Genomic DNA, 26,876 nt, shown 5'->3' on the forward strand with positions numbered 1-26,876 from the left:
GCTGATTGTGACGAACCCAAGTGCGGAACAAGCTCCCTCAGCAATCGGGATCGGGGAATGAGCGAGATCAAGACCAACGCCGACACGCTGTTCCGCAACGGCAGGATCTACACAGTCGATCGCAATCGGCCGTGGGTCAGCTGCGCAGCGGTCAAGGCCGGTCGTTTCGTGGCGATCGGCGAAGAGGGTGACGTGAAGGCGGTCGTCGGTGCCGACACTATTGTGGTCGATCTCGGTGGCCGCATGGCCATGCCTGGCATCATCGACATCCACAATCACATCATGATGGGCGGGCAGGCCGACCTTTATGAGCTCCGCTTCCCGTCGGACCATTCCATCGGCCAGATCGCGGCGGCGGTGAAGCAGGCGGCGGAGAAGGCGGCGCGCGGGAGCTGGATCGTCGGAGGCCAGTTCGGCAGCGATCTCCTGGTGCGGCTCAATACCGATGAAGCTGCGGCCGAGCTCAATGCCGCGAGCCTTGGCCATCCCGTGCTGTTGCGTGATGACAGCTATCACAACCGCTGGGCAAGCGCGGAGGCCTTGCGCATTGCCGGCGTCACGGCCGACACGCAAAACCCTACGGATGGCGAGATCGGTCGCGATCTCCACAGCGGCAATCTGACCGGGCTGATGGTGGAAGCGGCGTCCGGCATCGTCGAGCGTGCGCTCGCCAAGGCCGGGCACTACACGGCGGAGATGGATCGGGCCGCGGTTGCCCGCTCGATCGGCGTGCTCAACTCGTTCGGCGTCACTGGCTTTGTCGATGCTGCGAGTATGCAGCCGATCCTTGCTGCGTTGAAGGGTCTCGATGATCGCGGTGCGCTGTCGGCCTGGGCGGTGTGTGCCATGCCGATCGTCGAACCCGGCTTCATGTTCGGAACGGCCGGCGACGCGCTTTTCGCACTGCGCGAAAATTTTCGCTCGGCGCATGTGAAGCCCGACTACGCAAAGATGTTTTTGGACGGCGTTCCCGGTGCCAAGACTGCGGCCTTTCACGAACCTTACGTCGCCGATCCCGTGCGCGGTTGTTGTTTCCGCGGCGCCACGATGCTCACGGTGCCCGAGCTTATCCGCTGGCTCGGCAAGTGCGAGAAGCTCGGTCTTGGAGCAAAGATCCATTGCGCGGGCGATGCGGCCGTCACCCAGGCGCTCGATGCGATCGAGGTGGTTCGCTCTTTCAATGGGCCCACGAACCTCATCCATCATATCGCGCATGCAAGCTATATCGCGCCCGACGACATCAAGCGCTTTGCCGATCTCGGCGTCGCCGCCGATCTGTCGCCGATCATCTGGTTTCCGACCGTGTTCCTCGAAGCGCACAAGGCCGCGATGGGCACCGAGCGGGCCGAGCGCTTCTGGCCGAACCGTGATCTCAACGATGTCGGCGCGCTGATGGCCGGCGGCTCCGATTGGCCTGTCATTCCGAACCCCGATCCGTGGCATGGTATCGAGGGCATGGTGACACGGCGCAATCCCGCCGGCGACTTTCCCGGTGCCTCCCTCTGGCCGGAGCAGGCGCTGGATCTCGAGACGGTCCTCGAGATCTACACTATCAATGCAGCCCGCGCGGCGGGTCTTGGCAAGATCACTGGATCGATCGAGGTCGGCAAGTCAGCCGACCTGATCGTGCTCGATCAGAAACTGTTCGACATCCCCGCCGAGCAGATCGCCGAGACCAATGTCGAGACGACCTTCTTCGAAGGTCGCAAAGTCTATGAGCGCCGCCAATGACCGGTCCCGCGCTCGTCCCCGTGACCGTCCTGACCGGCTTTCTCGGCAGCGGCAAGACGACGGTGATGAATCACCTGCTGCGGCAACCCGGGATGGAGGGCGTGGTCGCTATCATCAACGAGTTCGGCGAGGTCGGGCTTGATCATCTCCTGGTGGAGACCAGCGAGGAACGCTTCGCGCTGCTGGACAATGGCTGCGTCTGCTGCTCGGTGCGCGAGGATCTCGTGACCCTGCTCGGCGAGCTGTCCGCTCGCCAAGCCACCGGCGCCTTGCCGCCGATCCGGCGCATCCTCATCGAAACCACCGGTCTCGCCGATCCCGTGCCGGTGCTGCATACGCTGATGACGGCCCCGAGCGTGGTGTCGCGTTATCGGATCGATGGCGTGGTCGTGACTGTCGATGCGGCGAATGCGCTCCGCTCGCTCGAGAATCATGCAGAGGCGGCGAAGCAGATTGCCGTTGCCGACCGAATTCTGCTGACCAAGGCCGACCTTGTTGAAGCGACCTCCGTTGCAGAACTGGAGCATCGCATCGGTTCAATCAACCCGACCACATCCGTAATGCGCGCAGATCACGGACGTATCGCGCCGGATGCGGTATTGGAAGCGGGCCTGTTCACGCCGAACGCGCTCTCAAGCCAGGTGGCAGGCTGGTTCGCAGCGGCTTCTGCGGCGATCGCGGTGCATAAGCATGCTCCGCATCACCACGATCATCACGCGCACGGTTCTGACGTCTCTTCCTTCAGCCTCATCGTCAACGAGCCGATCCAGTGGACGGCCTTCTCGCGCTGGCTTGATTACGTCGCCGCGCTCAAGGGGGACGACCTCCTGCGCTTCAAAGGCCTGATCAACATTGCAGACCGGCCGCAGGGGCCAGTGGTGGTGCATGCCGTGCAGCACGTGATGCATCCGCCTGTCACGATGGATGGGTGGCCGTCGGAAGACCGAAGCTCGCGTCTCGTCTTCATCGTGCGCGACATTCCGGCAGAGGCGATCGAGCGCACTCTTGCGCGGTTCGGCGAAATCAGCCGCGACAGCATTGTGCGGCCGGCAGCGTGACATGAAACGATTTCTATCAACGGATGATTGGGGAGGTTTGTCGTGAGCGAGAGCAGCAAGTTCACCGCGTCGAAGGTCACCGGCAAGATGAGCCGACGCAGCCTCCTAAAGGCCGCAGGCGCCACAGGATTGGCGGCCGCCAGCAATGTGCCACTGGTCAATATCGCGGGCGCCGCCTCGACCACGATCAAGATCGGCTGGTGCGGCTGCCTCTCGGGCGTGCGCGCTGCGTTCGCCGAGCCGGATCCCTGGATCCATGAGCGGATGAAGAACCTGGTCAAAGATGGCCTCAAGATCGGCGGCAAGAATTATGCTGTCGAATTCGTCATCAAGGACAACCAGTCCGATCCCAACCGCTCGTCGGTTGTCGCAAGCGAGCTTGTGCTGCGCGAAAAATGCGACCTCATCCTGGTCGAGGATGGCGATGCAGAGATTCCGATCGGCGAGTTGGCCGATGCGCGTGGCGTGCCGACGATCTCGACCATGCTGCCCTGGCAGGGCTGGATGTTTCCGCGCAAATCGACGCCGGATAAGGGCTTCCCTTACACGTTCCACTTCTTCTGGGGTGCGGACGATGTCGTGAAGAACTTCGTCGGCATGTGGCAGTCGGTCGAGACCAACAAGAAGGTCGGGACGCTCTATATCGACAATCCCGCGGGCACGGCGTTTTCGGATCAGAAGCTGGGTCTGCCCGCGGGCATCAAGCAGGCGGGCTTCCAGGAGCTCTCGACCGGCAGCTTCCAGATCGCAACTGACGATTTCTCCAACCAGGTCTCGGCCTTCAAGAATGGCGGCGCGGACATCGTGTCCGGCTTCGCCTATGGCAATCACTGGGTCACGCTGTGGAATCAGGCGGCGCAGGCCGGCTTCAGGCCGCAGATCTGCACCGTCGCCGCGGCGTTCCTGTTTCCGAGTGCCGTCAACGCGCTCGGCGATCGCGGCGATGGCATGTCGACAGAAGTCTGGTGGACGCCGGCCTATCCCTTCAAATCGTCGCTGACGGGCCAGACCGCGGCTGAGCTTGCCGCTGAATGGGAGAAGACGACTGGCAAGCAATGGACGCAACCGATCGGCTACGCCCACGCGCTGTGGGAGGTTGGCTTTGCGGCGCTGCGGGGCAGCGATCCGAAGGACAAGAACTCGCTGCGTGACGCGATTGCCGGCCTCGACTTCGAGACCATCGTCGGCCCGGTCAAGTTCAAGGGCAGCCCGATCAAGAACGTCGCCGTCACCTCGCTGTCCGGCGGGCAGTGGCGCAAGTCCAAGGGCGGCAAGTCGCAATACGAGCTGCTGATCGTCCACAATGGGACCGCACCCTTCATCCCGAAGCAGGCCGATCTCGCGTTGCTGTCGAAACTGGTTTGAGGCGACGGGGCAGGCAGGCGTAAGATCCTATGGCTGAAGTGCTGCGCGTTGCCGGTCTGAGCAAGAGCTTCGGGGTCATCCACGTTGCGGATGACCTCGATTTCGAGCTCGCGCTGGGCGAATGCCTGGGGGTGATCGGACCGAACGGGGCGGGAAAGAGCTCGGTGTTGAACCTGATCGTCGGATTGATCAGGCCCGATGCCGGCTCGATCAGCCTCGACGGCGTGGACATCACCAACGTCCCGGCGCATCGGCGGGTTCGTCTCGGGGTCGGGCGGGCCTTTCAGATACCCCAGCCGTTCCCGCATCTCACGGCCTATGAAAACATTCTCGTGGCGGCGACCTATGGTGGCGGGCTGCACGGCGCGCAGGCGGCCGATCGTGCGATGGATGTGCTTCGCCGCACCGCCCTTGCCGGCAAGGCAGACCGCCTTGCCGGCGCCTTGCCGCTGATCGACCGCAAGCGGCTCGAATTTGCCAAAGCGCTCGCGTCCAAGCCCCGCCTGATCCTGCTCGACGAGATCGCGGCAGGGCTGACCGAGCCCGAGGTCGAGCGGCTGATCGAGGTGATCGCGAGCGTGAAGCAGGATCACGCCATGATCTGGATCGAGCACATTCCTCATGCCTTACGCGCAATGGCCGACCGCATCCTTGTTCTCAATTTCGGTCGCAAGGTGCTGGATGGTCCGCCTACTGAAGTGATGGAGAGCCGCACGGTCAAGGAGATCTATATGGGACTGACGGCCGATGACGTTGCTTGAAGTCGGGGGGCTCGACGTCTTCCACGGAGATATGCAGGCGATCTTCGGCCTCGACTTCACGGTCGCGGAGCGCGAGGCGGTGGCGCTCGTCGGCGCCAACGGTGCCGGCAAGACCACCTTTCTGCGCGCGCTCGTTGGCCTGATCGACAGCAAGCGCGGTAACGTCCGCTTCGACGGCGGCGATATTGGCGCGACGCCGGCGGAGAGCATCGCGCGGCTCGGCCTCTGCATGGTTCCGGAAGGGCGGATGCTGTTCGACACGTTGACGGTCGAGGAAAATCTCTTGATGGGGCAGGTGAGCCAGCGTCCGGGCTCCTGGAATCTCCGGCGCGTGTTCGACCTGTTTCCGGCGCTCGAGGAGCGGCGCAGCCACATGCCGCGGCAGCTCTCCGGCGGTCAGCAGCAGATGGTCGCGATCGGGCGCGCATTGATGTGCAACCCGCGCCTGCTCCTGTGCGACGAGATCTCGCTTGGCCTTGCACCCGTCATGGTCGAGCAGATCTATCGGGCCTTCGCCGACATCCGCAGCGAGGGGACGGCGCTGGTGCTGGTCGAGCAGGACGTCAAGCGCGCCGCGAGCGCGAGCGACCGGATCTACTGCCTGCTCAAGGGGCGCGTGTCACTCGCAGCCGCCGCCGGCGACGTCAGCCTCAACGAGCTGACGCAAGCCTATTTCGGAATGTGAGCGAGGGGACGATGGCCTGGTTGGAAACGCTGGTGAATGGGGCATTTCTGGGCGGCCTCTACGGGCTGCTCGGCATCGGGCTCGCGCTTGTCTTTGGCGTGATGCGGCTCGTCAACATCGCGCATGGCGAGTTCATGGTGCTTGCCGCCTATCTCGCCGTGATCCTGGTCAGCCTGTTTCCGCAGGTTCATCCGTTGTTGGTGCTGATCCCCGTCGTGCTCGCGGCCTTCGTGGTGGGGTATCTCTACCAGGCGGTCATCATGAACCGGGTGGCGAGGGCGCCGGATCCGCTCGCCCCGCTGCTGCTGACGTTCGGCGTGTCCATCGTGTTGCGCAATTTGATGGTGGAGGTATTTGGCGCCGACGTCCGGGGCCTGCAGCTTGGCGAACTCTCACGCGCGAGCCTTAATTTGTTTGGGCTCAGCATTGGCGTGATGCCGCTGCTCACGCTGGTCGCTGCAGTGCTGCTGTTCCTGCTGCTGCAATGGGCCCTCAAGCGCACCCAGTTCGGCCGCATCGTGCGTGCTACCGCCGATCGGCGCGATATCGTTCGCCTGTTCGGCGTCAAGCCGGACCGCGTCTACAACTGCGTCATGGGCCTGTCACTCGCGCTCGGCGCGATCGGTGGCGTGCTGCTGGCGGTGCGGTCGAGCTTCACGCCGTTTTCCGGCGTGGAACGCCTGCTGATCGCCTTCGAGGTCGTCGTGCTCGGCGGCATTGGCTCGTTCTGGGGCGCGCTGCTCGGCGGAATCGTGCTCGGCATGGCGCAGCTCGCCGGCCTGAAATGGGATTCCAATGCGGGCCTGCTCTATGCGCATCTGCTGTTCTTCGTGATGTTGCTGATCCGTCCCGCCGGCCTCGTGGCGAGCAAGGCCTGAGCCGATGAGGGGAATTGCGATCTCTTACGCCATCGTCGCAGCTTTGATTGCCGTAGGCCCGCTGCTGCTGGGCGAGGGCGCCTTGCGCTTTTCCACCGAATGCCTGTTGATCCTGGCGATGGCGCAGATGTGGAATCTGCTCGCCGGCTATGCCGGGCTGGTCTCGTTCGGCCACCAGGTGTTCGTCGGGCTGGGCGCCTATGGGCTGTTCCTGATCTCCGATACATTCGATCTCTCTCCGTATTGGGTCTTGCCTGTCGCTCCCCTCGCGGGTGCCGTGGTGGCGGCCGTGATCGCGCTTCCGCTGTTCCGGCTCCGCGAGGCCTATTTCTCGATCGCGATGTGGGTCTTCTCCGAGATCGTCGCGGCGCTGGTGATGAAGGCGTCATGGCTCGGTGGCACCGCCGGTCTGCCGCTCAAGGCAAGCCGGTTGATCGATCTCGATTGGTTCGAGCCAGTGCTGTTCTGGGTCTCCGGCGCGCTGACGCTCGGAACGATGGGGGGACTGTTTCTCCTGATGCGCTCGGGCTTCGGCCTTGGCCTGATGAGCGTGCGCGACAATGATCTGGCCGCGATGAGCGTCGGAGTCGACGTCAGGCGCAATCGCTTCATCGTGTTCGTGCTGTCCGCAGCCGGCTGCGGGCTTGCCGGCGCCGTGTCGTTCCTTGGCAACCTCTATGTCTCCCCCGCAGCGGCCTTCGACGTGAACTGGGTCGTCTACATGATGTTCATCGTGATGATCGGCGGAATCGGGACGCTCGAGGGGCCGATCATCGGCACTGTCATCTTCTTCGGTCTGCGCGAGATCATCACGGACCAGCTGGGCATCTCGGCCGGCTGGTATCTGGTCGCGCTTGGCACCGTTGCCGTCGTCGTCATGCTCTGGTCGCCGCGCGGGATCTGGCCACCACTGCGCGATCGGTTTGGTCTCAAGCTGCTCGGCGTCGGCCGGACCGCGCCAGCGATGGCAGATCTCGCTCCCGTATCAAGCAAAGCAGGACAATTGGGATGAGCGCGATGTCCACAACCGAGATCTGCTATCTCGCTGCGGCCGAACAGAGAGCCATGCTGGCGTCACGGAAGGTCAGCGCACTCGAATTGCTCGACCTCCATCTGGACCGGGTCAAGTGCCTCAATCCATCCTGCAACGCGGTGGTTGCGCTGGACGAAGACGCGGCCCGCCGCACGGCGCGCTCCGCCGACGAGAAACTGGCACGCGGCGAGGTGATTGGGCCGCTGCACGGTCTGCCGATGACCATCAAGGACTCCTTTGCTGTCACCGGCATGGCGGCGACCTGCGGACTGGAGGAACTGCGCGACCACCGGCCGGAGCAGGATGCGGTCGCGGTCGCAAAAATCCGCGCTGGCGGTGCGGTGATCTTCGGCAAGACCAATCTCCCAGCGGGAGCAGCCGATCATCAATCGTGCAACACGTTGTTTGGCCTGACGCGCAATCCCTGGGATCCCACGCGGACGGTCGGCGGATCCTCTGGAGGATCCGCGGCGGCGCTCGCTGCGGGCCTGACATCGCTGGAGCTTGGCAGCGATATCGGTGGCTCGATCCGGGTGCCCGCGCATTTCTGCGGCGTCTATGGCCACAAGCCGAGCTATGGGATCGTCAGCACCGAAGGGCACATTCCGCCGCCGCCCGGTCATCTCGCTCCGCCGGAACTGGGTGTCGTCGGGCCATTGGCGCGGAGCGCTTTCGACCTCGAACTGCTGCTTGATGTCGTGCTTGGCATGTCTGACGTCGATGCGGCCGACGCCGAGTTGCGATTGCCGGCGGCGCGGCACGACGACATCGGGTCGTTTCGGGTTGCGGTCTGGAACGATGCGAAGGCCTATCCGCTCGATCGGGCCTACGCGGCCGCAATCGATGGGCTGGTCGATGATCTCGTGCGCCTTGGCGTCAAGGTCGACAGGGCGGCGCGGCCGGCGATCGACCCCGCTGCAAGCTACGACGTCTATCTGCAGACCCTGTTCGGGATCATCGGCGGCGGATTGCCGCCGCCTGCACGCGAGGCCGTGCTCGCGGCCGGCGAGGCGGCTGAACCCGACACCTATCCGCGTCGCGTGGCGGAGGCGGTCGGCCAGTCATTGCCGCAGCATTTCGCAGCGACTGAGCAGCGGCACCAGCTCTATCGAGCGTGGCGCCGCTTCTTTGTGGACTGCGACGTGCTGCTTTGCCCGATCACGCCGACGGTGGCGTTTCCTCACGACATCGAGCGTCTCGACCTCGCCGCGCAATTCAGTCGTCGCCTGATCGTTAATGGTGCCACGATCCCCTATATGGACAATCTGGCGTGGCCCGGCCTGGTGACCGTGGCCAATCTCCCGGCGACCGCAATCCCGACAGGCCGCATGGTCGGCTCGGTGCCCGCCGGCGTGCAGGTCATCGGACCCTATCTCGGTGACCGTACCACGCTGAGATTTGCGCAGCTGGTCGAGCGCGCGCTGGGCGGCTTCGTCCCGCCGGCAGGCATCTGAGTTGATCTGAGAGGTTTCGATGGAGATCGTCACCGGCCGTCCCGTCACGCTTGCACCGCGCGGAGTGGTGACATCGCCGCACGCCTTGGCTTCGGCCGCTGGTGTCGACGTCTTGCGCGCAGGCGGCTCTGCCGTCGATGCGGCAATTGCCACGAGCGCTGTGCTGGCGGTGGTTTATCCCCATATGACCGGGCTCGGCGGTGATGCGTTCTGGCTGATCCACGACGGGCACAGTGGCGCCGTTCGCTTTCTGAACGGCGGTGGGAAGGCGGCCGCAACCGCCTCACTCGCGGCTTTCCGCGAGCGTGGCCTGAGCGAGATTCCACTACGGGGCATCATTCCGGCGACCCTGACCGTGCCGGGCGCGGTGGCAAGCTGGATCGAGGCCCATCAGGGCCACGGGCGCCTGCCGCTCGCACGCGTCCTCGACAGCGCGATCTCCTATGCCAGAGACGGGTTTCCTGTGACCGCGCGGCTTGCCAGTTTCATCGCGATGATGCGCGACGAACTCGCGAAACAGGCCGAAGCCGCCGCACTATTCCTGCAAGGCGGAGAGGTTCCGGAAGCCGGCGCCAAGCTCGTCAATCCTGATCTCGCACGCACATTGCAGGCGGTCGCGGACAGAGGAAGGGACGGCTTCTACGGTGGCCGTGTCGGCGAAGAACTGGCGCGCTTCTCCCGCGAGGCCGGCGGCTTCTTTGCAAGCGCCGATCTGGAGCGGCAAGCGGCGACATGGGGAACCCCACTCGTCGGCCGCTATCGGGATGTCGACATCTACAACACGCCGCCGCCGACGCAGGGCTTTTCGGTGATCGAGATGCTCAATCTGCTCGAGCCCTATGAGCTGCACAAGCGCGATTGGCTCGGGCCGGATCGCATTCACCTGATGGTGCAGGCCAAGCAGATTGCCTATCACGATCGCGACCAGGTGCTCGCCGATCCTGCCTTTGCCAACATTCCCGTCGAAAACCTCATCTCAAAACCATACGCCGCGCGACGCACTGAACTGATCGACATCAGGTCCGCGCTAAAATGGGACCAGGTCCCGTCCTACGGTAGCCTGGCTGGCGATACGGTCTATGTCGCGGTGGTCGACAAGGACGGCAACGCCGTCTCCTTGATCCAGAGCCTGTATGGCGCGTTCGGGTCTTGCCTTGTCGCCGGCCGCACTGGCGTCGTGCTGCAGAACCGAGGGGCCTACTTCTCGCTCGATCCTAATCATCCCAACCGGCTCGTGCCCGGCAAGATTCCGCTGCACACGCTCATCGCGTCCATTGCCAAGCGCGACGGTAGACTGTGGAGCCTGCTCGGCTGCATGGGGGCGGACGGGCAACCGCAGATCCAGCTGCAACTCTATTCTGGCATGATCGACTTCGGTCTCGATATCCAGGAGGCGATCGAGCAGCCGCGCTTCCTATCCGGCCGGTTCGGTCTCGGCGAGGCACGTGACACTTTGTACTTAGAGAGCCGCTTTCCGCAGGCGACACTAGATATGCTTGCGCAGCGAGGCCACATCCTCAATCGCTGGGACGCGTGGAACGAAATGGCCGGTCACGCGCACGGAATCACCGTAGATCCGCGCAGCGGGGTTTTGAGTGGCGGGGCCGACCCGCGCAGTGATGGAGCGGCAACTGGATACTGATTGCCTCTGTGTTGCTCTCCGAAATGAGGCGTGACTAGCAAAACCGCACGCATGCATTGGTTGACATAAGGGTGCGTATTGATGCCGGTCGAGCCTGCCCGCCGGTCAATCATGTCGGCTGCCACGGGCGATCTCTTCGTAACGGCGGCTCGCTTTAGTCGTCATCAGGGGCAGTTCTGCGGCAAGAAACTCGATCAAGGCGCGAACCGCCGGCACCAGGCCTCGTCGTGATGGAAACACGGCATGCAACTGGTGCGTGGGGATCCGGTGATCGGGCAGCAGCACGACGAGACGACCCTCGCCAATCGCTTGGGCGCAAAGATTGAAAGGCAATTGTGCGACGCCGCCTCCGCCGATCGCGATTTGGCTGAGGAGGTACACATCATCTGAGACGAGTGCCGGGACATATTCGACGTCGGCAGAGCTGCCGTCGGGTCCGGTCACGCGCCAGCGCGGGCGCTCGCCCGCCGATCCTCCCGGTCCCACACCCACCACGCCACGCAGCGAAGCAATCGTTGGGAAAGGACCTCGCTCGGCAACAAAAGAGGGACTTGCCGCCAGCACCTGATCGCTAATGCCGAACGTCCGCACCACCAGATTCGAATCCTCCAAGACAGTCCGTATGCGGAATGCGACGTCATATCCTTCGCCGATCACATCCACTCGTCGATTGGTCAGGTCGAGCTCAAGCCGGACATCTGGCTGCATGCGCAGGAATTTGGCGAGAATGGGCGCAAGAAAGATGTGCGCAACGCCCACGGGGCAACTGACACGTAAGCGTCCGGAGGGGCGCGCGCTCGCTTGCTCGGCCACTTCGAACGCGGAATGCGCCGCCTGCGTCATCGCCTCGCAATGGGCATAGAAGGCCGAGCCGACATCGGTGACGTGAACGGCGCGCGTCGAGCGCTGCAGCAGCCGCACGCCGAGCCGCTGCTCGAGATCGGCCACACGCCGGCTCACGCGCGACTTGGGAATGCCCAGGGCGCGTCCGGCGCCGGAAAAGCTGCCGTTGACCACGACCGCAGCGAAGAGAGCCAAATCGTTCAAGTCTTTCAATGAGATGATCCAAATCTGGGCCAAATTTATTGTCCCACATATAGAACAATGAATATCAATTTATATCACTAGTGAGATTAATCCAAAGGGCTAGTTTGATCCTCAGCCAAACACCTTTTGGAGTGACATCGTGAAAATCCTTCATCTCGATTCCAGCATTCTGGGCGCCGCCTCCGCGTCCCGGAGCCTCAGCGCAGCGATCGCCGACGAATTGAAACGTCAACATTCCGAAGCGATCGTCATCCATCGCGATCTCGCGGCCGAGCCCATTTCCCACCTCACCGGGGCCATTGCAGCTGGCTTCCGAGACACGGGCTTCAAAGATTGCGATGCGGCCACGTGCGCCGAGCATGCGCGCTCCGAAACGCTGGTGCAGGAGTTCCTGGCCAGCGACGTCATCGTCGTCGGCGCGCCCATGTACAACTTCTCGGTCTCCAGTCAGCTCAAGGCTTGGATCGACCGTGTTGCGCAGGCCGGTCGCACCTTCCGCTACACTGAAAGCGGACCTGTCGGCCTTTCGGGTGGCCGGCGTGTCATCGTCGCCTCGACGCGCGGCGGCATGTACTCAACAGGTCCGGGCGCGGTGATGGATTTCCAGGAGGCCTACCTCAAGGCGGTCTTCGGTTTCCTCGGCATCACTGATCTGACATTCGTGCGTGCCGAGCGTCTGACGAAGGGAGGTGAGATCCGCACCCAGTCACTGGAAGCTGCGCAAGCTGCCGTATCGAATGTGATGAAACCGAACGAAGCTGCCTGACGGCATGCGGGGTGTCAGTTAACCGGCAACTTCATTGAACAGGCAAGCGAGAACAATTCATGCTCTATATCGTCGTCCTGACCTACATTCGCCCCATCGAAGAAGTCCATGCCTACCTCGATACGCATCGTGATTGGCTGGTCGAATACGCAAAGAAGGGCATCATCGTCGTCGCCGGCCCGTTGGAAGATCGCTCCGGTGGTGCGCTTGTGGCTTGCTGCAAGGACCGCGCGGAGTTGGATGGTGTGCTTGCGACAGATTCGTTCCATGTCCATCAGCTCGTCGAGTATGAGATCAAGGCTTTCAGCGGCGCGCTACGCGGGGAGGCATTCCCCGCTAAGTGGTCTCCCCAAGCCAAAGTCGCTTAATCGATGCGTGCCCCAAGTCAGTCTTCGCGCATGATCCTTTCGGAAATGCGCTTCGCACCTCCAGGGATCATGCTCTAGGTGCCGCAGCGTCGCTGATCTGGCGCGCAGCTGCGCTCAGGGCGAAGTCCGGCGAGCCGCTATGGCGGTCATCTCCAGCTTAACGCCCGAACCGAGATCAGCGACGCCGATCACGGCGCGTGCCGGCAGATGGGCACGTGCGAAATACGCCATCCAGGCGGAGTTTAGAGCAGCCTTCTCACCGAGATTGGTCAGGTAGATGGTCACCTGCAAGACGTTGGACAGGTCCGATCCAACGCCCTCGAGTAGGTGCGACAGTTGGCCAAGTACATCGTTTGCCTGGCCGGCCAAGTCGAGATCCGTATCACCGGCGACGATCCCGCCGATGTAGAGCACGCCGTCATGCTCGGCGACTTCATGAAGCAGTCCCTCATACGGTCCGACCCTATTGATCATGATGCAATGGATGATGCGGGGACAGACGCGCCATATGGCACGTTCTTGCCACCATATCTGCGAACGCGGATGTTCGCCTGCTCGGCGTGACCGACGAATCCCTCGAGGTTGCAGAGTCGGGAGCAATACGAGCCCACCTCGGCGGCCGCCTTATCGGTAAGGACGCGCTGATATGTCACGGTCTTGAGGAATTTCCCGACCCAGAGACCGCCGGTGTATCGAGCGGCAGTCCGCGTCGGGAGCGTGTGGTTTGTTCCAATGACTTTGTCGCCGAATGCGACATTAGTGCGCGGTCCGAGGAAAAGTGAGCCGTAATTGGTGAGGTTCTCTAGGAAGTAATCGGGATCGCGCGTCATGACTTGCACGTGTTCCGATGCGATTCGATTGGCTTCGCGCACCATCTCGGAGTCATCCGCGCAAACGATGACCTCGCCATGGTCCTCCCAGGCCTTCCGGGCGATGGCGGCGGTTGGCAGAATGCCGAGTAGCCTTTCGATTTCGGCAAGCGTCTCCCGAGCCAACTTCTCGGAAGTGGTCAGCAGGATAGCCGGAGAGTCGGGCCCATGCTCGGCTTGGCCGAGCAGGTCGGTCGCACACAGCTCTCCGTCGGCGGAATCATCGGCCAGGACCAGAGTCTCAGTCGGCCCCGCGAACAGATCGATGCCGACCCGACCAAACAACTGCCGTTTGGCTTCCGCGACGTATGCATTGCCCGGTCCGACCAGCATGTCGACGGCCGGAATGGTTTCGGTGCCGATTGCCATCGCGCCGACGGCCTGGACGCCACCCAGACAATAGATCTCATCGGCGCCTGCAAGCTTCTGAGCTGCCACGATCGCCGGAGCCGGGCGACCTTGATAGGGTGGAGCGCAAGTCAGGACACGCTTCACTCCTGCAACTTTGGCGGTGATAACGGACATGTGCGCCGAAGCGAGCAGGGGATACTTGCCTCCCGGGACGTAGCAACCGACAGCGTCGACCGGGATATTTTTGTGGCCAAGGATGACCCCCGGAAGTGTCTCTGCTTCGACATCCTTCAGAGCAGAACGTTGGATCTCGGCGAAGTTGCGGACTTGCTCCTGCGCAAACCGGATGTCATCGAGATCCTGACGCGACAACTGGCTGATGCAGTCTGCAATTTCTTTCCCGGTAAGCCTAAAATCGGTGCGGTCCCAGCCGTCGAACTTGCGCGATGCATCGCGCACGGCGGCATCCCCTCGCGTGGCAATGTCTGCCAACAAGGTTTCGACCGTTGCGCGGATGCTCGCATCCTCGATCGCCTGAGCGCCGGCATCCCGTCCTGACTTCACAATCTTTGGCATATCGGCTATCCTCCGGCCAGATGTCTGACATGTCACATCTGACATGTCAATAGAACGCGAGGGTGTGTCTTGGACGAGGCGATCGAAGGTCAAATCAAAGACCAGTTCTACGAGACGTTGAAGCTTGCAATCATTTCCTGCGAGCTGCCGCCGGGGGAGGAGTTGTCCGAGGGCTATCTCGCCGCCCACTATGGTGTTGGCAAGGCGTCAGTCCGGCACGCGCTGTCGCGCCTGGGCCAGGACGGCTGGGTTACCAGCAGGCCGCGCAGTGGCCATGTCGTGGCGCCGATGACGATGGACGATGTGGTGGATATCTTCGCCATGCGCGAGATCGTCGAGCCAGAGTCTGCCGCGCGCGCGGCGGGTAACATTTCGGAAGCGAAACTGAGGCGTCTGAACAAGGCCTGCGCCAATCCCTATCGCGTGAGCGACATCTCCGCCAAACGACGGTTTCTGCTCGCCAACCGCGACTTTCACGTCGCGATCGCCGACGCCAGCGGAAGCGCCCGACTTGCGAAATCTGTAGCAAAGCTGCACGACGAATCCCTGCGCATCCTCTATCTAACCGCCAGTGAATCGGAGTTGTCGGACGACTGGTCACGCGGTCATGGTCCCATGATCGAGGCCATTGTCGCAGGCGATCGGGCTGCGGCGCATAGAACCACGCTCGACGGGATCAGGCGCAGCCAGGACCGCGTCATGGCAGTCTTCGCGGCTGCGCCCGAACTTATTACGGGTCGACGGACGCTCAGGATCCCCGCGCGTCTCGCGGCGGCGAGATCTTGATTGCCATCAATCTATGGCGGCGGTCACCTTGATCTCGACCAGGTGCCGCTGAGAGGCGAGCGGCGCGCCGACTGTGGCGCGCGCCGGCGCCTGACCGTCCGGCATCCACTCCTCCCATATCGCATTCATCTTCGGCGCGTCTTCCATCGATGCGAGCCAGATCTGCGCAGACAGGATCTTTGTCTTGTCGCTGCCCGCTTCCTTGAGCAGCGCGTCAATTTTCGCAAGCGTTTCGCTGGTCTGTCTCTCGACCGGAGCGTTCAGGTCATCGGCGACCTGTCCCGCCAGATACGCAATTCCACGGTGAACGACGAGTTTGCTCAGCCGCTTGTTGGTGCCGCTGCGATGAATCGTCATGGCGCATTCTCCTTCGTTTTTGCCATCAGTCCTAAAAGTTCATGCCCATTGACATGTCAGAACTGACATGTCAATGAATGCAGCCATTAGCGTTTGGACCACACAAGCGGAGGGCCCATGAGCAGGACCAAGCATACGATCGCTCTGTCGCGTCGCGCATTTCTGGGGACGGCGGCTATTGCCGGTGGGGCAGTGTTCGCGCCTTCGATCTGGGGGCTGCGGGCGCAAGAAAACCGACGCATCGTTCTGCGCGATCCCGGCGGCCCTTACACTCCCGGCTTCACGGTCGCGTTCTACGAACCCTTCAAGAAGGCCACAGGCATTGAGGTGACTGGCGTGGTCGGCCAGCATGATCCGATCGCCTACATCAAGAGCATGGTCGAGACTAAGAGTTACGTGTGGGACGGCGCTCTTCTGAACAACATGTCTCACGATGTGCTCATGGACTCGAAGTCCGGTATGTTTCTAGATGAGCATCGGGCTTCGGCCGGCGGAATTCCGGATCGCTATGTGACTCCAAGCTTTATGCCGGTCCTGGCGCTTCAGACGGTGTTCGCATATCGCGGCGACGCATTCGCGGGAAAGGCGGCTCCGGGCTCGTGGGCTGACTTCTGGAACGTAAAGGATTTTCCAGGCCGACGCGCGTTGCGGAAGGCGCCTCAGGATACGCTTGAGCAAGCGCTTCTTGCAGACGGCGTTGCTGCCGATCAACTCTACCCATTGGACCTCGATCGCGCCTTCAAGAGTCTCGATCGCCTGAAGAAGGATGTGCAGATCTGGTGGACCGGTGGCGCTCAGACCTCACAAATGCTCAAGACGCGCGAAGTGGATCTGTGCCCGACGTGGAACGCACGCGCTCAGGCCGCTATCGACGAGGGGGCGCCGGCCAAGCTGGTATTCAACCAGGGTCTGCTTGGGACAGAGGGGTTCTGCGTCATCAAGGGCGGACCAAAGGCCGATCTTGTCCGCGAATTCATTGCGTTCACGCGGGATCCCCAACGCCAGGCCGCGTTCACCAAAGACCTGTCGTATGGGCCGATCCATCCCGACGCCTACAAGTACATCGACGCCGAACGCGCGAAGGTGCTTCCGACCTCCCCTGAGAACTTGAAGACCGCGGTCCAGATCAACACGAAGTATTGGGCCGGCGCGCAAAGCGCGGTTCAGGAGCGATTTAGCGCGTGGCTGCTGGGATGACGAGGGCGGATTTGGCGAAGCCGATCAAGCTCGCGACGCGCAACGTCGGAAAGACCTATGGTGCTGTCGTTGCGCTGCAGGGGGCATCTTTCGACCTCGCGGAAGGCGAGTTCCTGACGCTGCTGGGGCCCTCCGGCTCGGGAAAGACGACCCTGCTCATGATCGTCGCGGGGTTGGTCATGCCGACCTCGGGACAGGTGATGATAGATGGTCGGCCTGCGACCAATGCGCCTAGTTACGATCGGGACATCGGTATGGTGTTTCAGAGCTATGCGCTGTTTCCGCACCTGAGTGTCGCCGAGAACGTGGCGTTTCCGCTCGAGATGAGAAGGCTGCGAAAGGCCGAGATCGAGGACCGCGTGCGCGCGACGCTGGACCTTGTCCGGCTGGGTCATCTCGCGGACCGATTGCCAGCGCGCCTGTCCGGCGGCCAGCAACAGCGCGTGGCCCTCGCCCGCGCGATGGTCTATCGCCCCTCGATTATCCTGATGGATGAGCCCTTGGGCGCTCTCGACAAGAAACTGCGCGAGCAGATGCAGGAGGAGATACGCCGTCTCCACCGCGAACTCGGCATCACGGTTCTTTATGTGACACACGATCAGGACGAGGCGATGGGCCTTTCGGACCGGATTTGTCTCATGAACAACGCGCAGATCGAGCAGATCGGCACGCCTGACGAGTTGTATTTCCGGCCGCAGACGGCGTTTGCGGCAAATTTCATCGGTGAGTCCAATCTGCTCCCGGTCTCGATAACGAGCTCGGCGGGGCACAAGCGCGAACTCAAGAGCAAAGTCGGGACCACCTTCCATGGGTGCGCGGTCGATGGCAGTCCGGTCGAGGGCGAAGCGCTTCTCGGGATTCGACCGGAGCGACTGAGGCTGCTTGCCGGCGCCGATGTCGCGGACAATGAGCTGACGGGCAAGATACGCGAGAGCGTGATGCTGGGCGCGCTGACACGCGTCACGATCGACGCAGAAGATGGCGGCCGATTGACCGCTCTCCTCCTGACAGCGGGGAATGGCCGGCTCCAGCCAGGCGAGGCGGTTCGCGTTGGCTGGGAAACCGGCGCAGGAATCGTGCTTCCAAAAGTTGCGTGAGGTCGACCAAGCCCGTGACCATTCTATCCGACACAACGCCGACCAAGCCCCTTACGATTTCACCGCGTCGTGAGAACATCGGCGGCTGGGCGCTTCTGCTTCCGATTGCGATCTTGTTGGGCGGCTTTTTCCTCTATCCGGTCGTCAGGCTCCTGGCACTCAGCCTCTTTGATGGTTCAGGCCATTTCACTCTGCTCCAGTACAGTCGCCTGTTCGGAACGCCGGTGTACCTGTCGGTGCTCTGGACGACGCTGCAGATTGCGTTCTGGACGACCGTCGTGTCGCTGATTGCCGGCTACCCGGTCGCCTATGCGATCGCGCGGGCAGACGGACAAAGTCGTGCGCGTCTGATGCTTTGGGTCCTTCTGCCGTTCTGGACCAGCTTCCTCGTTCGTACCTTCGCCTGGATCGTGCTGCTGGGGCGAACCGGTGTGGTCAACGATACGCTCCTGAGGCTCGGACTGGCGCAAGCACCGTTGGATCTGATCTACAATATGGCGGGCGTCATGGTCGGCATGGTTCACGCCTTGATGCCGCTCGCGATCCTGACGCTCGTGCCGGTGATGGAAAAGATCAACCGCGACCTCGAGCGGGCGGCGTCTATCATGGGAGCGCGAGGAGGAGCGACTTTCTGGCGCATCTATTTTCCGCTGTCTTTTCCCGGCGTCGCCGCGGCTGGACTGCTCGTCTTTATCTCGGCCCTCGGCTTCTTCATCACGCCCGCGCTTCTCGGCTCGCCGAAGCAGACCATGATCGGGCAGCTCATCATCCAGCAGATTCAGGAGATGATGAACTGGTCGTTCGCGGGCGCTATCTCGGCGCTGCTCATCGCGGCGACCGTGATAATCTTCTTGCTGTATGACCGTCTTGTCGGCATGTCGACGCTGGCGGGCGAGGCGAACGACAGTTCCGGATCCTCGACCGGTTCGAGCAAGATCAGCAAAGCCTTTCTCGCACTGGCCGGGCGTTTGTCAGACAGCATGGCTTCATGGTTCGGCGCGATAGGGGGCCGGCCTGCCACCGTCGGTCGGGCGACGCGAGTCCTAGTTCTGCTGTTTCTTTCAGTTCCGGCACTCTTTCTCATTCCAGTGTCGTTCTCGAAGGGCGCCTTCATCGAATGGCCGCCGGCGTTGTTTTCGTCCCAATGGTACGTCGCTATCGCCGAGTCTCCGCAATGGTTGCAGGCTGGAGCGCGGTCCTTTGTGGTTGCGGGACTGTCCGCCCTGCTGGCGCTCATGATCGGGACACCAGCGGCGTTCGCACTTAACCGTTTTGACCTGCCTGGCAAATCAGGTGTACTCGCGATGATCTTGGCGCCGTTGATTGTGCCTCGTATCGTCACCGCGGTCGGTCTCTTCTACCTCTTCGCGCAGCTTGGTCTGATCGGAACCACGTTGGGTCTGATCATTGGGCACGCCGTTCTTTCAGTGCCCTACGTGACCATCACCGTGATGGCTGTGCTCCGGCATCACGACTGGCGGCTCGAGCAGGCCGCATCGACGATGGGGGCCCGCCGGATCGCTACGCTCCGCCGCGTCACGCTTCCCCTGATCCGGAATGGCCTCATTGCGGCCTATCTGTTCGCGTTCGTCACCTCCTTTGACGAGTTGACGGTCGCTCTCTTCGTCACCGGGGGTCTGTTCGGAACGCTTCCCAAGCAAATGTGGGACGACGCCCTGCTCAAGGTGAGCCCCACGCTCGCCGCCGTTTCGGTCGTCCTGTTGGTCATGATCACGGCCTTCGTCCTGATAGCCGAGCGCCTCTCCCGTGGCCGTAGCGCCTAAGGCAATGTCTGTGCAAGCAAGTCAACACGCAGAACAAACGGTTTTCGTGGTTGGAGCGGGAGCCGTCGGGCTGAGTGCTGCCATTCAGCTCAGGCGGCGTGGATTGGCGGTCACCGTGGTCGAGGAGGGGCAACCCGCGGCAGGCGCGTCCTACGGGAATTCGGGCATGCTCGTGGCCGACACCGCGATGCCGACGTCGCAGCCAGGCATGATCTGGAAGGTGCCGGGATGGCTTGCCGATCCCTTAGGTCCGTTGACGGTGAAGGCGCGCTATCTGCCTAAGGCTTTGCCATGGTTGCTACGGTACTTGCGCTCGGGCACGCGAAGCCACGTATTTCATGCTTCCATGGCTTTGCGCGCGCTTCATCAATCGACTTTTGAAGGTTGGCGGGAAAGCGTCGGGGCGAATGCGATGGATCGCCTGACCCGCCGCGACGGCCAAGTCTATCTTTGGGAAGGCCTGACCGAGGCTCCTCCCCGCAGCCTTGAGGATGAGGTGCGATCCCATTTGGGAATTGAAGCGGAAACCCTGGGAATCGACCAGATCCGGCAGTTCTTTCCGGGAATCTCGTCCGATGTCTCGTATGGATTGCTCATTCGTGGCAACGGTCACACGGTGGATCCGGCAGCTCTCATCCGTGCCCTGGCAACCCAATTCCGCACTGAGGGCGGCGACTTGGTGCAGGAGCGCGTCGTCAAGTTATGGCGTAACGAGATAGGCCGCTGGGTGATCATGACCAATCTCAACAACTATCAGGCGGATCTGGTGGTGGTGGCTGCCGGCGCCTGGTCCGCGAGATTGCTCGAGCCGCTCGGCGTGAAAATCCCACTGGAGAGCGAGCGCGGTTATCATGTCATGCTGCGCAATCCTTCAGTCAGGCTCGGAATGCCGATCCTCAACAAGACCAGTTATTTCGGCGTCAGTTCGATGTCGGACGGCCTGCGGGTATCAGGAACGGTCGAGATCGGAGGGCTGGATGCACCGCCGTCGTTGCCTCGCGCGGAAAATCTCATCAAGCTGGCGAAGCGCCTGTTCCCGCAGCTGACGTATGACGACAAGGCCTATTGGATGGGCCATCGTCCTTCGACTCCGGACGGTCTTCCTGTCATCGGTCCGATCAGCGATCACCAGGGCCTGTACGTTTGCTTCGGGCATGGGCACTCGGGTTTGACCGGTGCACCCATGAGCGGTCGACTGCTTGCGCAGCTCATGACAGGCGAAAAGCCCGCGATCGATCCGGCGCCATATGCGCCTGCACGCTTTGCCTGATCAGACAAGATCGCAACGACGGAATTCAAACTGAGGGAGAGAATGGATGGCCATCCAAGAAGCGAATGAGAGAACGCTGGTTTGGCCGCACCTCTCACATCCAAACCGCCAGCCCATCGATAGCCGCTTTGAAAAGGGTGCCGCCTACGTGGGCGGCGAGTTCTGCCCGATCGAGGAGGCAACATTGCCGCTGCTCGACTGGGGCTTTCTGCGGTCGGACGCTTGTCAGGAGACCATCTCGACGTGGAACGGCCAGTTCTTCCGGCTACAAGATCATCTCGATCGTTTTGAGCGTTCTCTAAAGCGATTGCGAATGGAATCGCCGGAGACAATCGGCCGCATTCGTGAAATCGCCCACAGGCTCGTGGCCATTTGCGGCTATTCGAATGCCTACGTTCAGATCATCATGACGCGCGGGCGGCCACCGATAGGTAGTCGCGATATCAGACTTTGCAAAAACCGCTTTCAGGCCTTCTGCATGCCGTACATGTGGCTTGCGAAGCCCGAAGTGCAGCAGAAGGGTCTTTCGCTGTTCATCAGCAGACGTGTGCGGGTTCCCTCCGTCTCAGTCGATCCGTTCGTCAAGCACTACCACTGGCTCGATTTCGAGATGAGCTTGTTCGACGGCTTCGATGCCGGAGCCGATACTGTCGTTCTGGTCGATCTGAACGGCAGAATCACGGAGGGCCCTGGGTTCAATTTATTCGCCGATGTTGATGGCCGGCTCGTGACGCCATCGGCCGGCGTGCTGGATGGCATGACTCGTCGAACCACGTTGGAGTTGTGCGAGGAGATGGGAATCGCTGCAGCCGCCGGTTCGATCTCCGAGACGCAGCTCGTGCAATCGAATGAAATCTTCCTCACTAGCACCGCAGGTGGGATTATCCCGATCACGTCCGTTGGCGAAAGGACCGTTGGAGATGGTCTGCCTGGTCCGAAGACGGTTCAGCTCCACAGGGCTTACTGGTCGCGGCGGGCTGCCGGTTGGCTCGGCGAACCGGTTAAGTACGACATTGCGCCGTGAGGAGGGCGCCAATGCCACGATACGGAGAGATCCTATGCCGCAATTGCCGAGTGCCGATTTCCTTCACCGTCTGGCAGACGTCGCCGATCGCGAAACCCTGCCACGCTTTCGAACCGAACTCGCTATCGACACAAAGTTCAAGGAGGGGTACGCGTTCGACCCTGTAACAGAGGCCGACCGGCAAGCTGAAATTGCCGTTCGAGCCGCAATCACCGCAGAATATCCCGATCACGCCATACTCGGTGAAGAAACAGGTCTGACCGGGCATGGTCCTTTCCGCTGGGTGTTGGATCCGGTGGATGGGACGCGTCCCTTCATCTGTGGCCTTCCTGTTTGGGGCACGTTGATCGGGCTGACCGTCAACGGACGAGCCGAGCTAGGGCTGATGAGCCAGCCCTTCACGGGTGAGCGTTTCTGGGCCGACGCTGATGGGGCGTGGTACGAGCGTCAGGGCGAGCGGCAGCGACTGTCCACGCGAGACGTTGGCACGTTGTCGAACGCCATCCTGCATACGACTTCGCCCGAGCACTATCACGGTAATCTCAAGTCAGGATTCGATCGCTTGGCCGGTTCCGTCAGGATGACCCGCTACGGCGGCGAATGCTATGCGATGGTCATGCTCGCCGCTGGCCGCATCGACCTGGCCATCGAGCCTTCGCTCCAGCCCTACGATATCGTAGCGTTGATCCCCATCATCGAAAGGGCGGGCGGAGTTGTAACGCGGATTGACGGCGGACGGGCGGAAGAGGGCGGGCCGGTGCTGGCTTCGGCGACTCCTGAACTGCATGCGGCTGCCCTTCAGCTTTTCAAAAATTGAGTTGACCCAATCTCTTTGAGCGGTGTTGAAGTCAGAATGCTCTGCCGCGGTGAAGTGGCCATGCCAGCGGGGAGTTGTGTCTCGCATCACGGCCCACACACCACCGGCGTTCGCTACCGTGCGCAATGTTCCTTCCTCACCGGCGCGTCAGTTCATCCAAAGCCCCCCGGTGACATTTATCGCTTGCCCCGTCATATAACAGGCTTCGCCCGATGCCAGAAACGCGACAACTTTCGCAATGTCGTCTGGCAGGCCGACCCGTCCTAGCGGAATCTCGGATTCTCGCTCCTTGGCCGTGCGCAGTCCGGCTTCGCGAGATCGTTTGTCCGCCATTTCTCTCATGGCGGTCTCTACGATCGTGCCGGGGCAAACAGCGTTGACGGTGACGCCGGCCGGGGCGAGCTCGGCGGCGAGCGATTGCGTGAGGCCGATCACGGCAAACTTGGATGCGCAGTACGCGCTATATTGCGCTTTGCCGATCTTGCCGAACCACGAGGCCATGTTGATGATGCGGCCGCTTCCGCGCGCCGCCATGATTGGCGCGACGATACTGCAAAGCGAAAAGATGCCTTCCACATTCACGCGAAACACGGCGCGCCACTGGTCGAGCGTCAGCTCGCCAATTCTGCCAATAGCGTTGATGCCGGCGTTGTTGATGAGGATGTCCGCGTCCCCAAGGTCCGCCCGAAACCGGGCGTATGCGTCTCTGAGCACCGCAGCGTCGCCGACGTCCGCGCGATAGAACGTGGCTTCTTTACCAAAGCGCGAGGCTTGATCGAGGGTCTGCCGGACGTGGACTTCGTCGATATCAAAGATTCCGACCCGACATCCTTCTTCGGCCATGCGGACGGCAACCTTTCGGCCGATGCCCGTTGCGCCCCCGGTAATCAGCACCCTGCGCTCCTCCAAACCATACATCCAGACTCTCCGTTAGCTCAATAATTAGGCATTTTGGCAAGATTCGCCTCTTGACCGATAAAGGGCATAATGATGTAAAGGTTTACTGTAAAGGTTTACATTAGAGAGAGGAGGAGTTGCATGTCTGCTCGGTCATTGAGCCGGAGAGGGGCACTGAAATATCTGGTCGCCGGCGCCACGGCAGGCCTAGCCATTTCGGCGGGCCCTCGCGTAGCTCGAGCGGCTCCCCTGACCCTCCGCTGTGCGACTGTCCTGACGAACGATCCAGAGAATTCGGCAGCCGCAATGTGGTTCGGAAAGTTCGACGAGCTCGTCGGGCTATATTGCAACAACGAAGTCAAAGTGCAGCTTTTCCCAGACAGTCAGCTGGGCAAGGAGTCCGACGTCGTCGCGTCGATCAAGCTCGGTGTGATCGACATGTCGATAGGAGGGTCTTCGGTCTGGGGCACCGTAGTGCCCGAAATCGGAATGCTCGACCTGGGCTACATTTTCCGCAGCTGGGACGGCGTGCGGGAGGCGCTCGACGGGCCGACGGGCGAGGCGCTTTCCAAGCTGCTGCTCGAAAAAGCCGGTGCCCAGGTTCTGGGATGGCACTACAGCCCAGGCGTCCGAAACGTTCTTGCCAAATCGCCGTTCAAGACTCCAGCTGAACTGGCGGGCCGCAAAATTCGCGTGTTGCCGGTGCCGAACTTCATTCAGACGTTGAAGTTGATGGGAGCCGTTGCCACCCCGCTTCCGCTCGGAGAAGTCTACACCGCTCTGCAAGCCGGGGTCATGGATGGCATGGAGCACGACGCGCCGACCGTTCTCGCCGGCAAGTACTACGAGAGCGCGAAGTACTACACGCTGACCAACCACATCTTCAACGCGTTCAATCCGCTCATTTCGACGCGATCGCTGCAAAAGATTCCGGCGCAGCATCGCGACGGCTTCCTTCGTGCAGGCAAGGAGGCGGCGGCGCATGCGCGCGAGCTGGCTCTCAAGGCCGAGACCAAAGCGCTCGGCGAACTGAAGACGCGTGGACTCGAAGTGAGCGACTGCGACCGCGAGGCATTCCGGAACATGGTCAAGCCGCTTTGGGCGGAATTCGCCACCAAGAACCCATCCATGAAGCCGTATCTCGACAGTATCGTGTCTCGCAGTTCGTAAAAACGGGGGCTGCAATGGTGGATATGGACGCGGCGTCCGTCGCGACACCTGCTTCGATGAACTGGACGAGACAGCTCGTCCATGCGGTCGATGGACTGAGCGCCCTTCTACTGGGCGTCAATCTCGTGATTGTCCTCGCGTCCGTTTTCTATCGTTACTTCCTTCATGATCCCTTCGAGTGGGCGGACGAGGGAGCGCGCGCCCTTCTCGTCGCGCTCACCTTTGTCGGCGCTGCCTCAGGCATCCGCCGTGAACAGCACGCGGGTATCGAGGCCGTGCTCGACCGACTGCCCGCGGCCTGGCGAGAATATGCAAAGGCGCTCGGATGTCTCGTCATCATCGCGGTTTCCGCGGCCTTGGCCATATACGGCATTCTTCTGGCGCGCACGGTCGGTAGCCAGGAGACCGCTGCGGGCTTTCCACAGGTGATCTTTGTCTATCCGGTCGCCATCGGCGGGATATGGATGGTGATCTTCGGGTTGATCAAACTCTCTGGATATCGGCTGGTCACAATCTCGAAAGCCGTTGCCGGCGCGATCGTCCTATCCCTGCTGGCCTGGAGTATCAGTCATGTCATGCTGGCCGATTTGCCCTGGGTGCCGCTTGCCCTGATGGCCGGCGCTTTCATCGTGTCGCTGTTGGCAGGCATTCCGATCGCCTTCGCGCTCGGGTTCTCTTCGTTGGTCTATCTGTGGACCAACGACAGCATCCCGGTCGAGATTTTCGCCCAGCAATCGGCTGCCGGCGTCGACAATTTCGTCCTTCTCGCAGTTCCGTTCTTCATCTTGACCGGCTACATCATGGAAGTGAACGGCATGTCCGTGCGGCTGATCGAGATGATTCAGCGTGCGGTCGGTCAGGTCAGGGGCGGGCTCCACATCGTCATGGTGTTGAGCATGATCGTTTTCTCAGGGATTTCAGGCTCGAAGCTCGCCGACGTTGCGGCAGTCGGGTCCGTCCTCGTCCCGGCTGCGCGCAAATCGCGCCAGGATCCCAGCGACGCCGTCGCGCTGCTGGCGGCATCGGCAGTCGTCGCCGAGACCATTCCCCCGTGCGTCAATCTCATCATCCTAGGCTTCGTTGCAAACATCTCCATTTCAGGTCTGTTTCTCGCCGGCATCGTGCCTGCCCTTGCGCTCTCTGCTGGTCTCATCGTTCTGTCGATGCTGATGGCTCCCAAGCAATCCAAGGTCGATCTTAAGATTCGCCCTGAAGTCAGCAGAAAAGATCTGTGGTTGAGTGGGATCGCCTGTGTTGGCATGCTGCTCGTCATCTTCGTCGGGTACCGATCCGGCTTCGCGACGGCCACGGAGATCTCGGCCTTCGCGGCTCTATATGCGCTGGTCGTCGGAGGGGTGATCTTCCGCGATATGAGCTTAGGCAAGATCTATCGTGTCCTGGTCAAGTCCGCGGGCTTGGCAGGCATGGTCCTGTTCATCATTGCTCTCGCCCAAACGCTTGCTTTCATCCTGACGATCAACCAGGTGCCGCATGCAATTGCAGAGGCATTGATCTCCATGGGCCAGCACTATGGCCGATGGTCGTTCGTCGTGCTTGCGATATTGACCCTCATCGTCATGGGAGCCGTCCTGGAGGGAGCTGCCGCGCTCATCATCTTCGGCCCGATGCTGGTTCCGGTCGCGACCCAGCTTGGATTGGATCCTCTTCATTTCGGTACGCTTCTCGTCCTGTCGATGGGCGTGGGCCTGTTCGCCCCGCCGCTAGGTCTTGGTCTCTACGCATGCTGTGCAGTCGGGCAAGTCAGTATCGAATCCGTGACGCGTTCGATTGGAAAGTACTTCGCTCTCGTGTTTCTCGGCGTTTTGCTCGTGGCGTTCGCGCCAGAAATCACGCTCGCGTTGCCGAGGCATTTCGGTCTAACCCACTAAGGAG

25 protein-coding genes are annotated in these 26,876 nt (G+C 61.7%); 20 read left to right on the plus strand and 5 right to left on the minus strand.

Translation table 11 applies throughout. The annotated features are described in order from the left end of the window. Nucleotides 1–57: 57 nt before the first annotated feature. From ACVWZ4_RS14210 to ggt, 9 genes are read left to right on the plus strand one after another with little or no spacing between them, the layout of a single operon-like run. Nucleotides 58–1,731: an amidohydrolase gene (locus ACVWZ4_RS14210; protein ID WP_456790198.1), complete on the plus strand. Its 1,674-nt coding sequence runs from the start codon at nt 58–60 to the stop codon at nt 1,729–1,731. After that, the gene (locus tag ACVWZ4_RS14215; RefSeq protein WP_456790199.1) at nt 1,728–2,789 is read left to right on the plus strand and encodes a CobW family GTP-binding protein; all 1,062 of its coding nucleotides are present in this window, start codon (nt 1,728–1,730) and stop codon (nt 2,787–2,789) included. The genes ACVWZ4_RS14210 and ACVWZ4_RS14215 overlap by 4 nt, the downstream gene beginning before the upstream one ends. A 42-nt stretch (nt 2,790–2,831) precedes the next feature. Next, nucleotides 2,832–4,154 carry an ABC transporter substrate-binding protein gene (locus ACVWZ4_RS14220; protein WP_456790200.1) on the plus strand — a complete coding sequence of 441 codons (1,323 nt, stop codon included), beginning with the start codon at nt 2,832–2,834 and terminating at the stop codon, nt 4,152–4,154. A gap of 29 nt (nt 4,155–4,183) precedes the next feature. Further along, entirely contained in the window at nt 4,184–4,915 is a 732-nt protein-coding gene (locus ACVWZ4_RS14225; RefSeq protein ID WP_456790201.1) for an ABC transporter ATP-binding protein, read from the plus strand. Next, complete coding sequence (locus ACVWZ4_RS14230; RefSeq protein ID WP_456790202.1) at nt 4,902–5,600, plus strand: ABC transporter ATP-binding protein; 699 nt, start codon at nt 4,902–4,904, stop codon at nt 5,598–5,600. Before ACVWZ4_RS14225 ends, ACVWZ4_RS14230 begins: the two co-directional genes overlap by 14 nt. An 11-nt stretch (nt 5,601–5,611) precedes the next feature. Further along, a complete protein-coding gene (locus ACVWZ4_RS14235; RefSeq protein WP_456790203.1) occupies nt 5,612–6,478 on the plus strand; it encodes a branched-chain amino acid ABC transporter permease in 867 nt (288 codons plus the stop codon). A gap of 4 nt (nt 6,479–6,482) precedes the next feature. After that, on the plus strand, nt 6,483–7,490 hold the full coding sequence (locus tag ACVWZ4_RS14240; protein WP_456790204.1) for a branched-chain amino acid ABC transporter permease: 1,008 nt from the start codon (nt 6,483–6,485) through the stop codon (nt 7,488–7,490). Beyond that, nucleotides 7,487–8,965: an amidase gene (locus tag ACVWZ4_RS14245; protein WP_456790205.1), complete on the plus strand. Its 1,479-nt coding sequence runs from the start codon at nt 7,487–7,489 to the stop codon at nt 8,963–8,965. The genes ACVWZ4_RS14240 and ACVWZ4_RS14245 overlap by 4 nt, the downstream gene beginning before the upstream one ends. 19 nt (nt 8,966–8,984) lie before the next feature. Next, a complete protein-coding gene (gene ggt / locus ACVWZ4_RS14250) occupies nt 8,985–10,607 on the plus strand; it encodes a gamma-glutamyltransferase (protein WP_456790206.1) in 1,623 nt (540 codons plus the stop codon). A gap of 105 nt (nt 10,608–10,712) precedes the next feature. On the opposite strand, the gene ACVWZ4_RS14255 is transcribed toward ggt, so the two are convergent. Then, nucleotides 10,713–11,687: a LysR substrate-binding domain-containing protein gene (locus ACVWZ4_RS14255; protein WP_456790207.1), complete on the minus strand. Its 975-nt coding sequence runs from the start codon at nt 11,685–11,687 to the stop codon at nt 10,713–10,715. Between the two features lie 106 nt (nt 11,688–11,793). Between ACVWZ4_RS14255 and ACVWZ4_RS14260 the strand changes: the two genes are divergently transcribed. Continuing rightward, the gene (locus tag ACVWZ4_RS14260) at nt 11,794–12,420 is read left to right on the plus strand and encodes an FMN-dependent NADH-azoreductase (RefSeq protein ID WP_456790208.1); all 627 of its coding nucleotides are present in this window, start codon (nt 11,794–11,796) and stop codon (nt 12,418–12,420) included. A gap of 59 nt (nt 12,421–12,479) precedes the next feature. Beyond that, entirely contained in the window at nt 12,480–12,788 is a 309-nt protein-coding gene (locus ACVWZ4_RS14265) for a YciI family protein (protein ID WP_456790209.1), read from the plus strand. Nucleotides 12,789–12,902: 114 nt separating this feature from the next. On the opposite strand, the gene ACVWZ4_RS14270 is transcribed toward ACVWZ4_RS14265, so the two are convergent. Both ACVWZ4_RS14270 and hisD read right to left on the minus strand, forming a co-directional pair. Next, a complete protein-coding gene (locus tag ACVWZ4_RS14270; RefSeq protein WP_456790210.1) occupies nt 12,903–13,262 on the minus strand; it encodes a RidA family protein in 360 nt (119 codons plus the stop codon). Then, entirely contained in the window at nt 13,259–14,584 is a 1,326-nt protein-coding gene (hisD, locus tag ACVWZ4_RS14275; RefSeq protein ID WP_456790211.1) for a histidinol dehydrogenase, read from the minus strand. Before hisD ends, ACVWZ4_RS14270 begins: the two co-directional genes overlap by 4 nt. 69 nt (nt 14,585–14,653) lie before the next feature. On the opposite strand from hisD, the gene ACVWZ4_RS14280 reads away from it, so the two are divergent. After that, the gene (locus ACVWZ4_RS14280; protein WP_456790213.1) at nt 14,654–15,370 is read left to right on the plus strand and encodes a GntR family transcriptional regulator; all 717 of its coding nucleotides are present in this window, start codon (nt 14,654–14,656) and stop codon (nt 15,368–15,370) included. 6 nt (nt 15,371–15,376) lie between these two features. Here the strand turns inward: ACVWZ4_RS14280 and ACVWZ4_RS14285 are convergent, their stop codons facing one another. Further along, nucleotides 15,377–15,727, minus strand: a complete 351-nt coding sequence (locus tag ACVWZ4_RS14285; protein WP_456790214.1) for a RidA family protein — start codon at nt 15,725–15,727, stop codon at nt 15,377–15,379. 117 nt (nt 15,728–15,844) lie between these two features. Here ACVWZ4_RS14285 and ACVWZ4_RS14290 point away from each other — a divergent pair, with 117 nt between their 5' ends. The 6 genes from ACVWZ4_RS14290 to hisN are packed head-to-tail and all read left to right on the plus strand — an operon-like array spanning nt 15,845 to nt 22,916. Further along, a complete protein-coding gene (locus ACVWZ4_RS14290) occupies nt 15,845–16,924 on the plus strand; it encodes an ABC transporter substrate-binding protein (protein WP_456790215.1) in 1,080 nt (359 codons plus the stop codon). A gap of 11 nt (nt 16,925–16,935) precedes the next feature. Then, nucleotides 16,936–18,021: an ABC transporter ATP-binding protein gene (locus tag ACVWZ4_RS14295; protein WP_456790216.1), complete on the plus strand. Its 1,086-nt coding sequence runs from the start codon at nt 16,936–16,938 to the stop codon at nt 18,019–18,021. 14 nt (nt 18,022–18,035) lie between these two features. Continuing rightward, nucleotides 18,036–19,805 carry an ABC transporter permease subunit gene (locus ACVWZ4_RS14300; RefSeq protein WP_456790217.1) on the plus strand — a complete coding sequence of 590 codons (1,770 nt, stop codon included), beginning with the start codon at nt 18,036–18,038 and terminating at the stop codon, nt 19,803–19,805. Between the two features lie 4 nt (nt 19,806–19,809). Next, nucleotides 19,810–21,075, plus strand: a complete 1,266-nt coding sequence (locus ACVWZ4_RS14305) for an NAD(P)/FAD-dependent oxidoreductase (RefSeq protein ID WP_456790218.1) — start codon at nt 19,810–19,812, stop codon at nt 21,073–21,075. Between the two features lie 46 nt (nt 21,076–21,121). Beyond that, nucleotides 21,122–22,099, plus strand: coding sequence for an aminotransferase class IV (locus ACVWZ4_RS14310; RefSeq protein WP_456790219.1), 978 nt, complete (start codon nt 21,122–21,124; stop codon nt 22,097–22,099). 34 nt (nt 22,100–22,133) lie between these two features. Next, nucleotides 22,134–22,916, plus strand: a complete 783-nt coding sequence (gene hisN / locus ACVWZ4_RS14315) for a histidinol-phosphatase (protein ID WP_456790220.1) — start codon at nt 22,134–22,136, stop codon at nt 22,914–22,916. A 147-nt stretch (nt 22,917–23,063) separates the two neighbouring features. Here hisN and ACVWZ4_RS14320 read toward each other — a convergent pair whose 3' ends face one another. Next, nucleotides 23,064–23,834 carry an SDR family NAD(P)-dependent oxidoreductase gene (locus ACVWZ4_RS14320; protein WP_456790221.1) on the minus strand — a complete coding sequence of 257 codons (771 nt, stop codon included), beginning with the start codon at nt 23,832–23,834 and terminating at the stop codon, nt 23,064–23,066. 120 nt (nt 23,835–23,954) lie between these two features. On the opposite strand from ACVWZ4_RS14320, the gene ACVWZ4_RS14325 reads away from it, so the two are divergent. Continuing rightward, nucleotides 23,955–24,983, plus strand: a complete 1,029-nt coding sequence (locus ACVWZ4_RS14325) for a TRAP transporter substrate-binding protein (protein ID WP_456790222.1) — start codon at nt 23,955–23,957, stop codon at nt 24,981–24,983. Then, the gene (locus ACVWZ4_RS14330; protein ID WP_456790223.1) at nt 24,911–26,872 is read left to right on the plus strand and encodes a TRAP transporter large permease; all 1,962 of its coding nucleotides are present in this window, start codon (nt 24,911–24,913) and stop codon (nt 26,870–26,872) included. Before ACVWZ4_RS14325 ends, ACVWZ4_RS14330 begins: the two co-directional genes overlap by 73 nt. Nucleotides 26,873–26,876 lie beyond the last annotated feature (4 nt).

The sequence above is a fragment of the Bradyrhizobium sp. USDA 4472 genome (assembly GCF_054058595.1).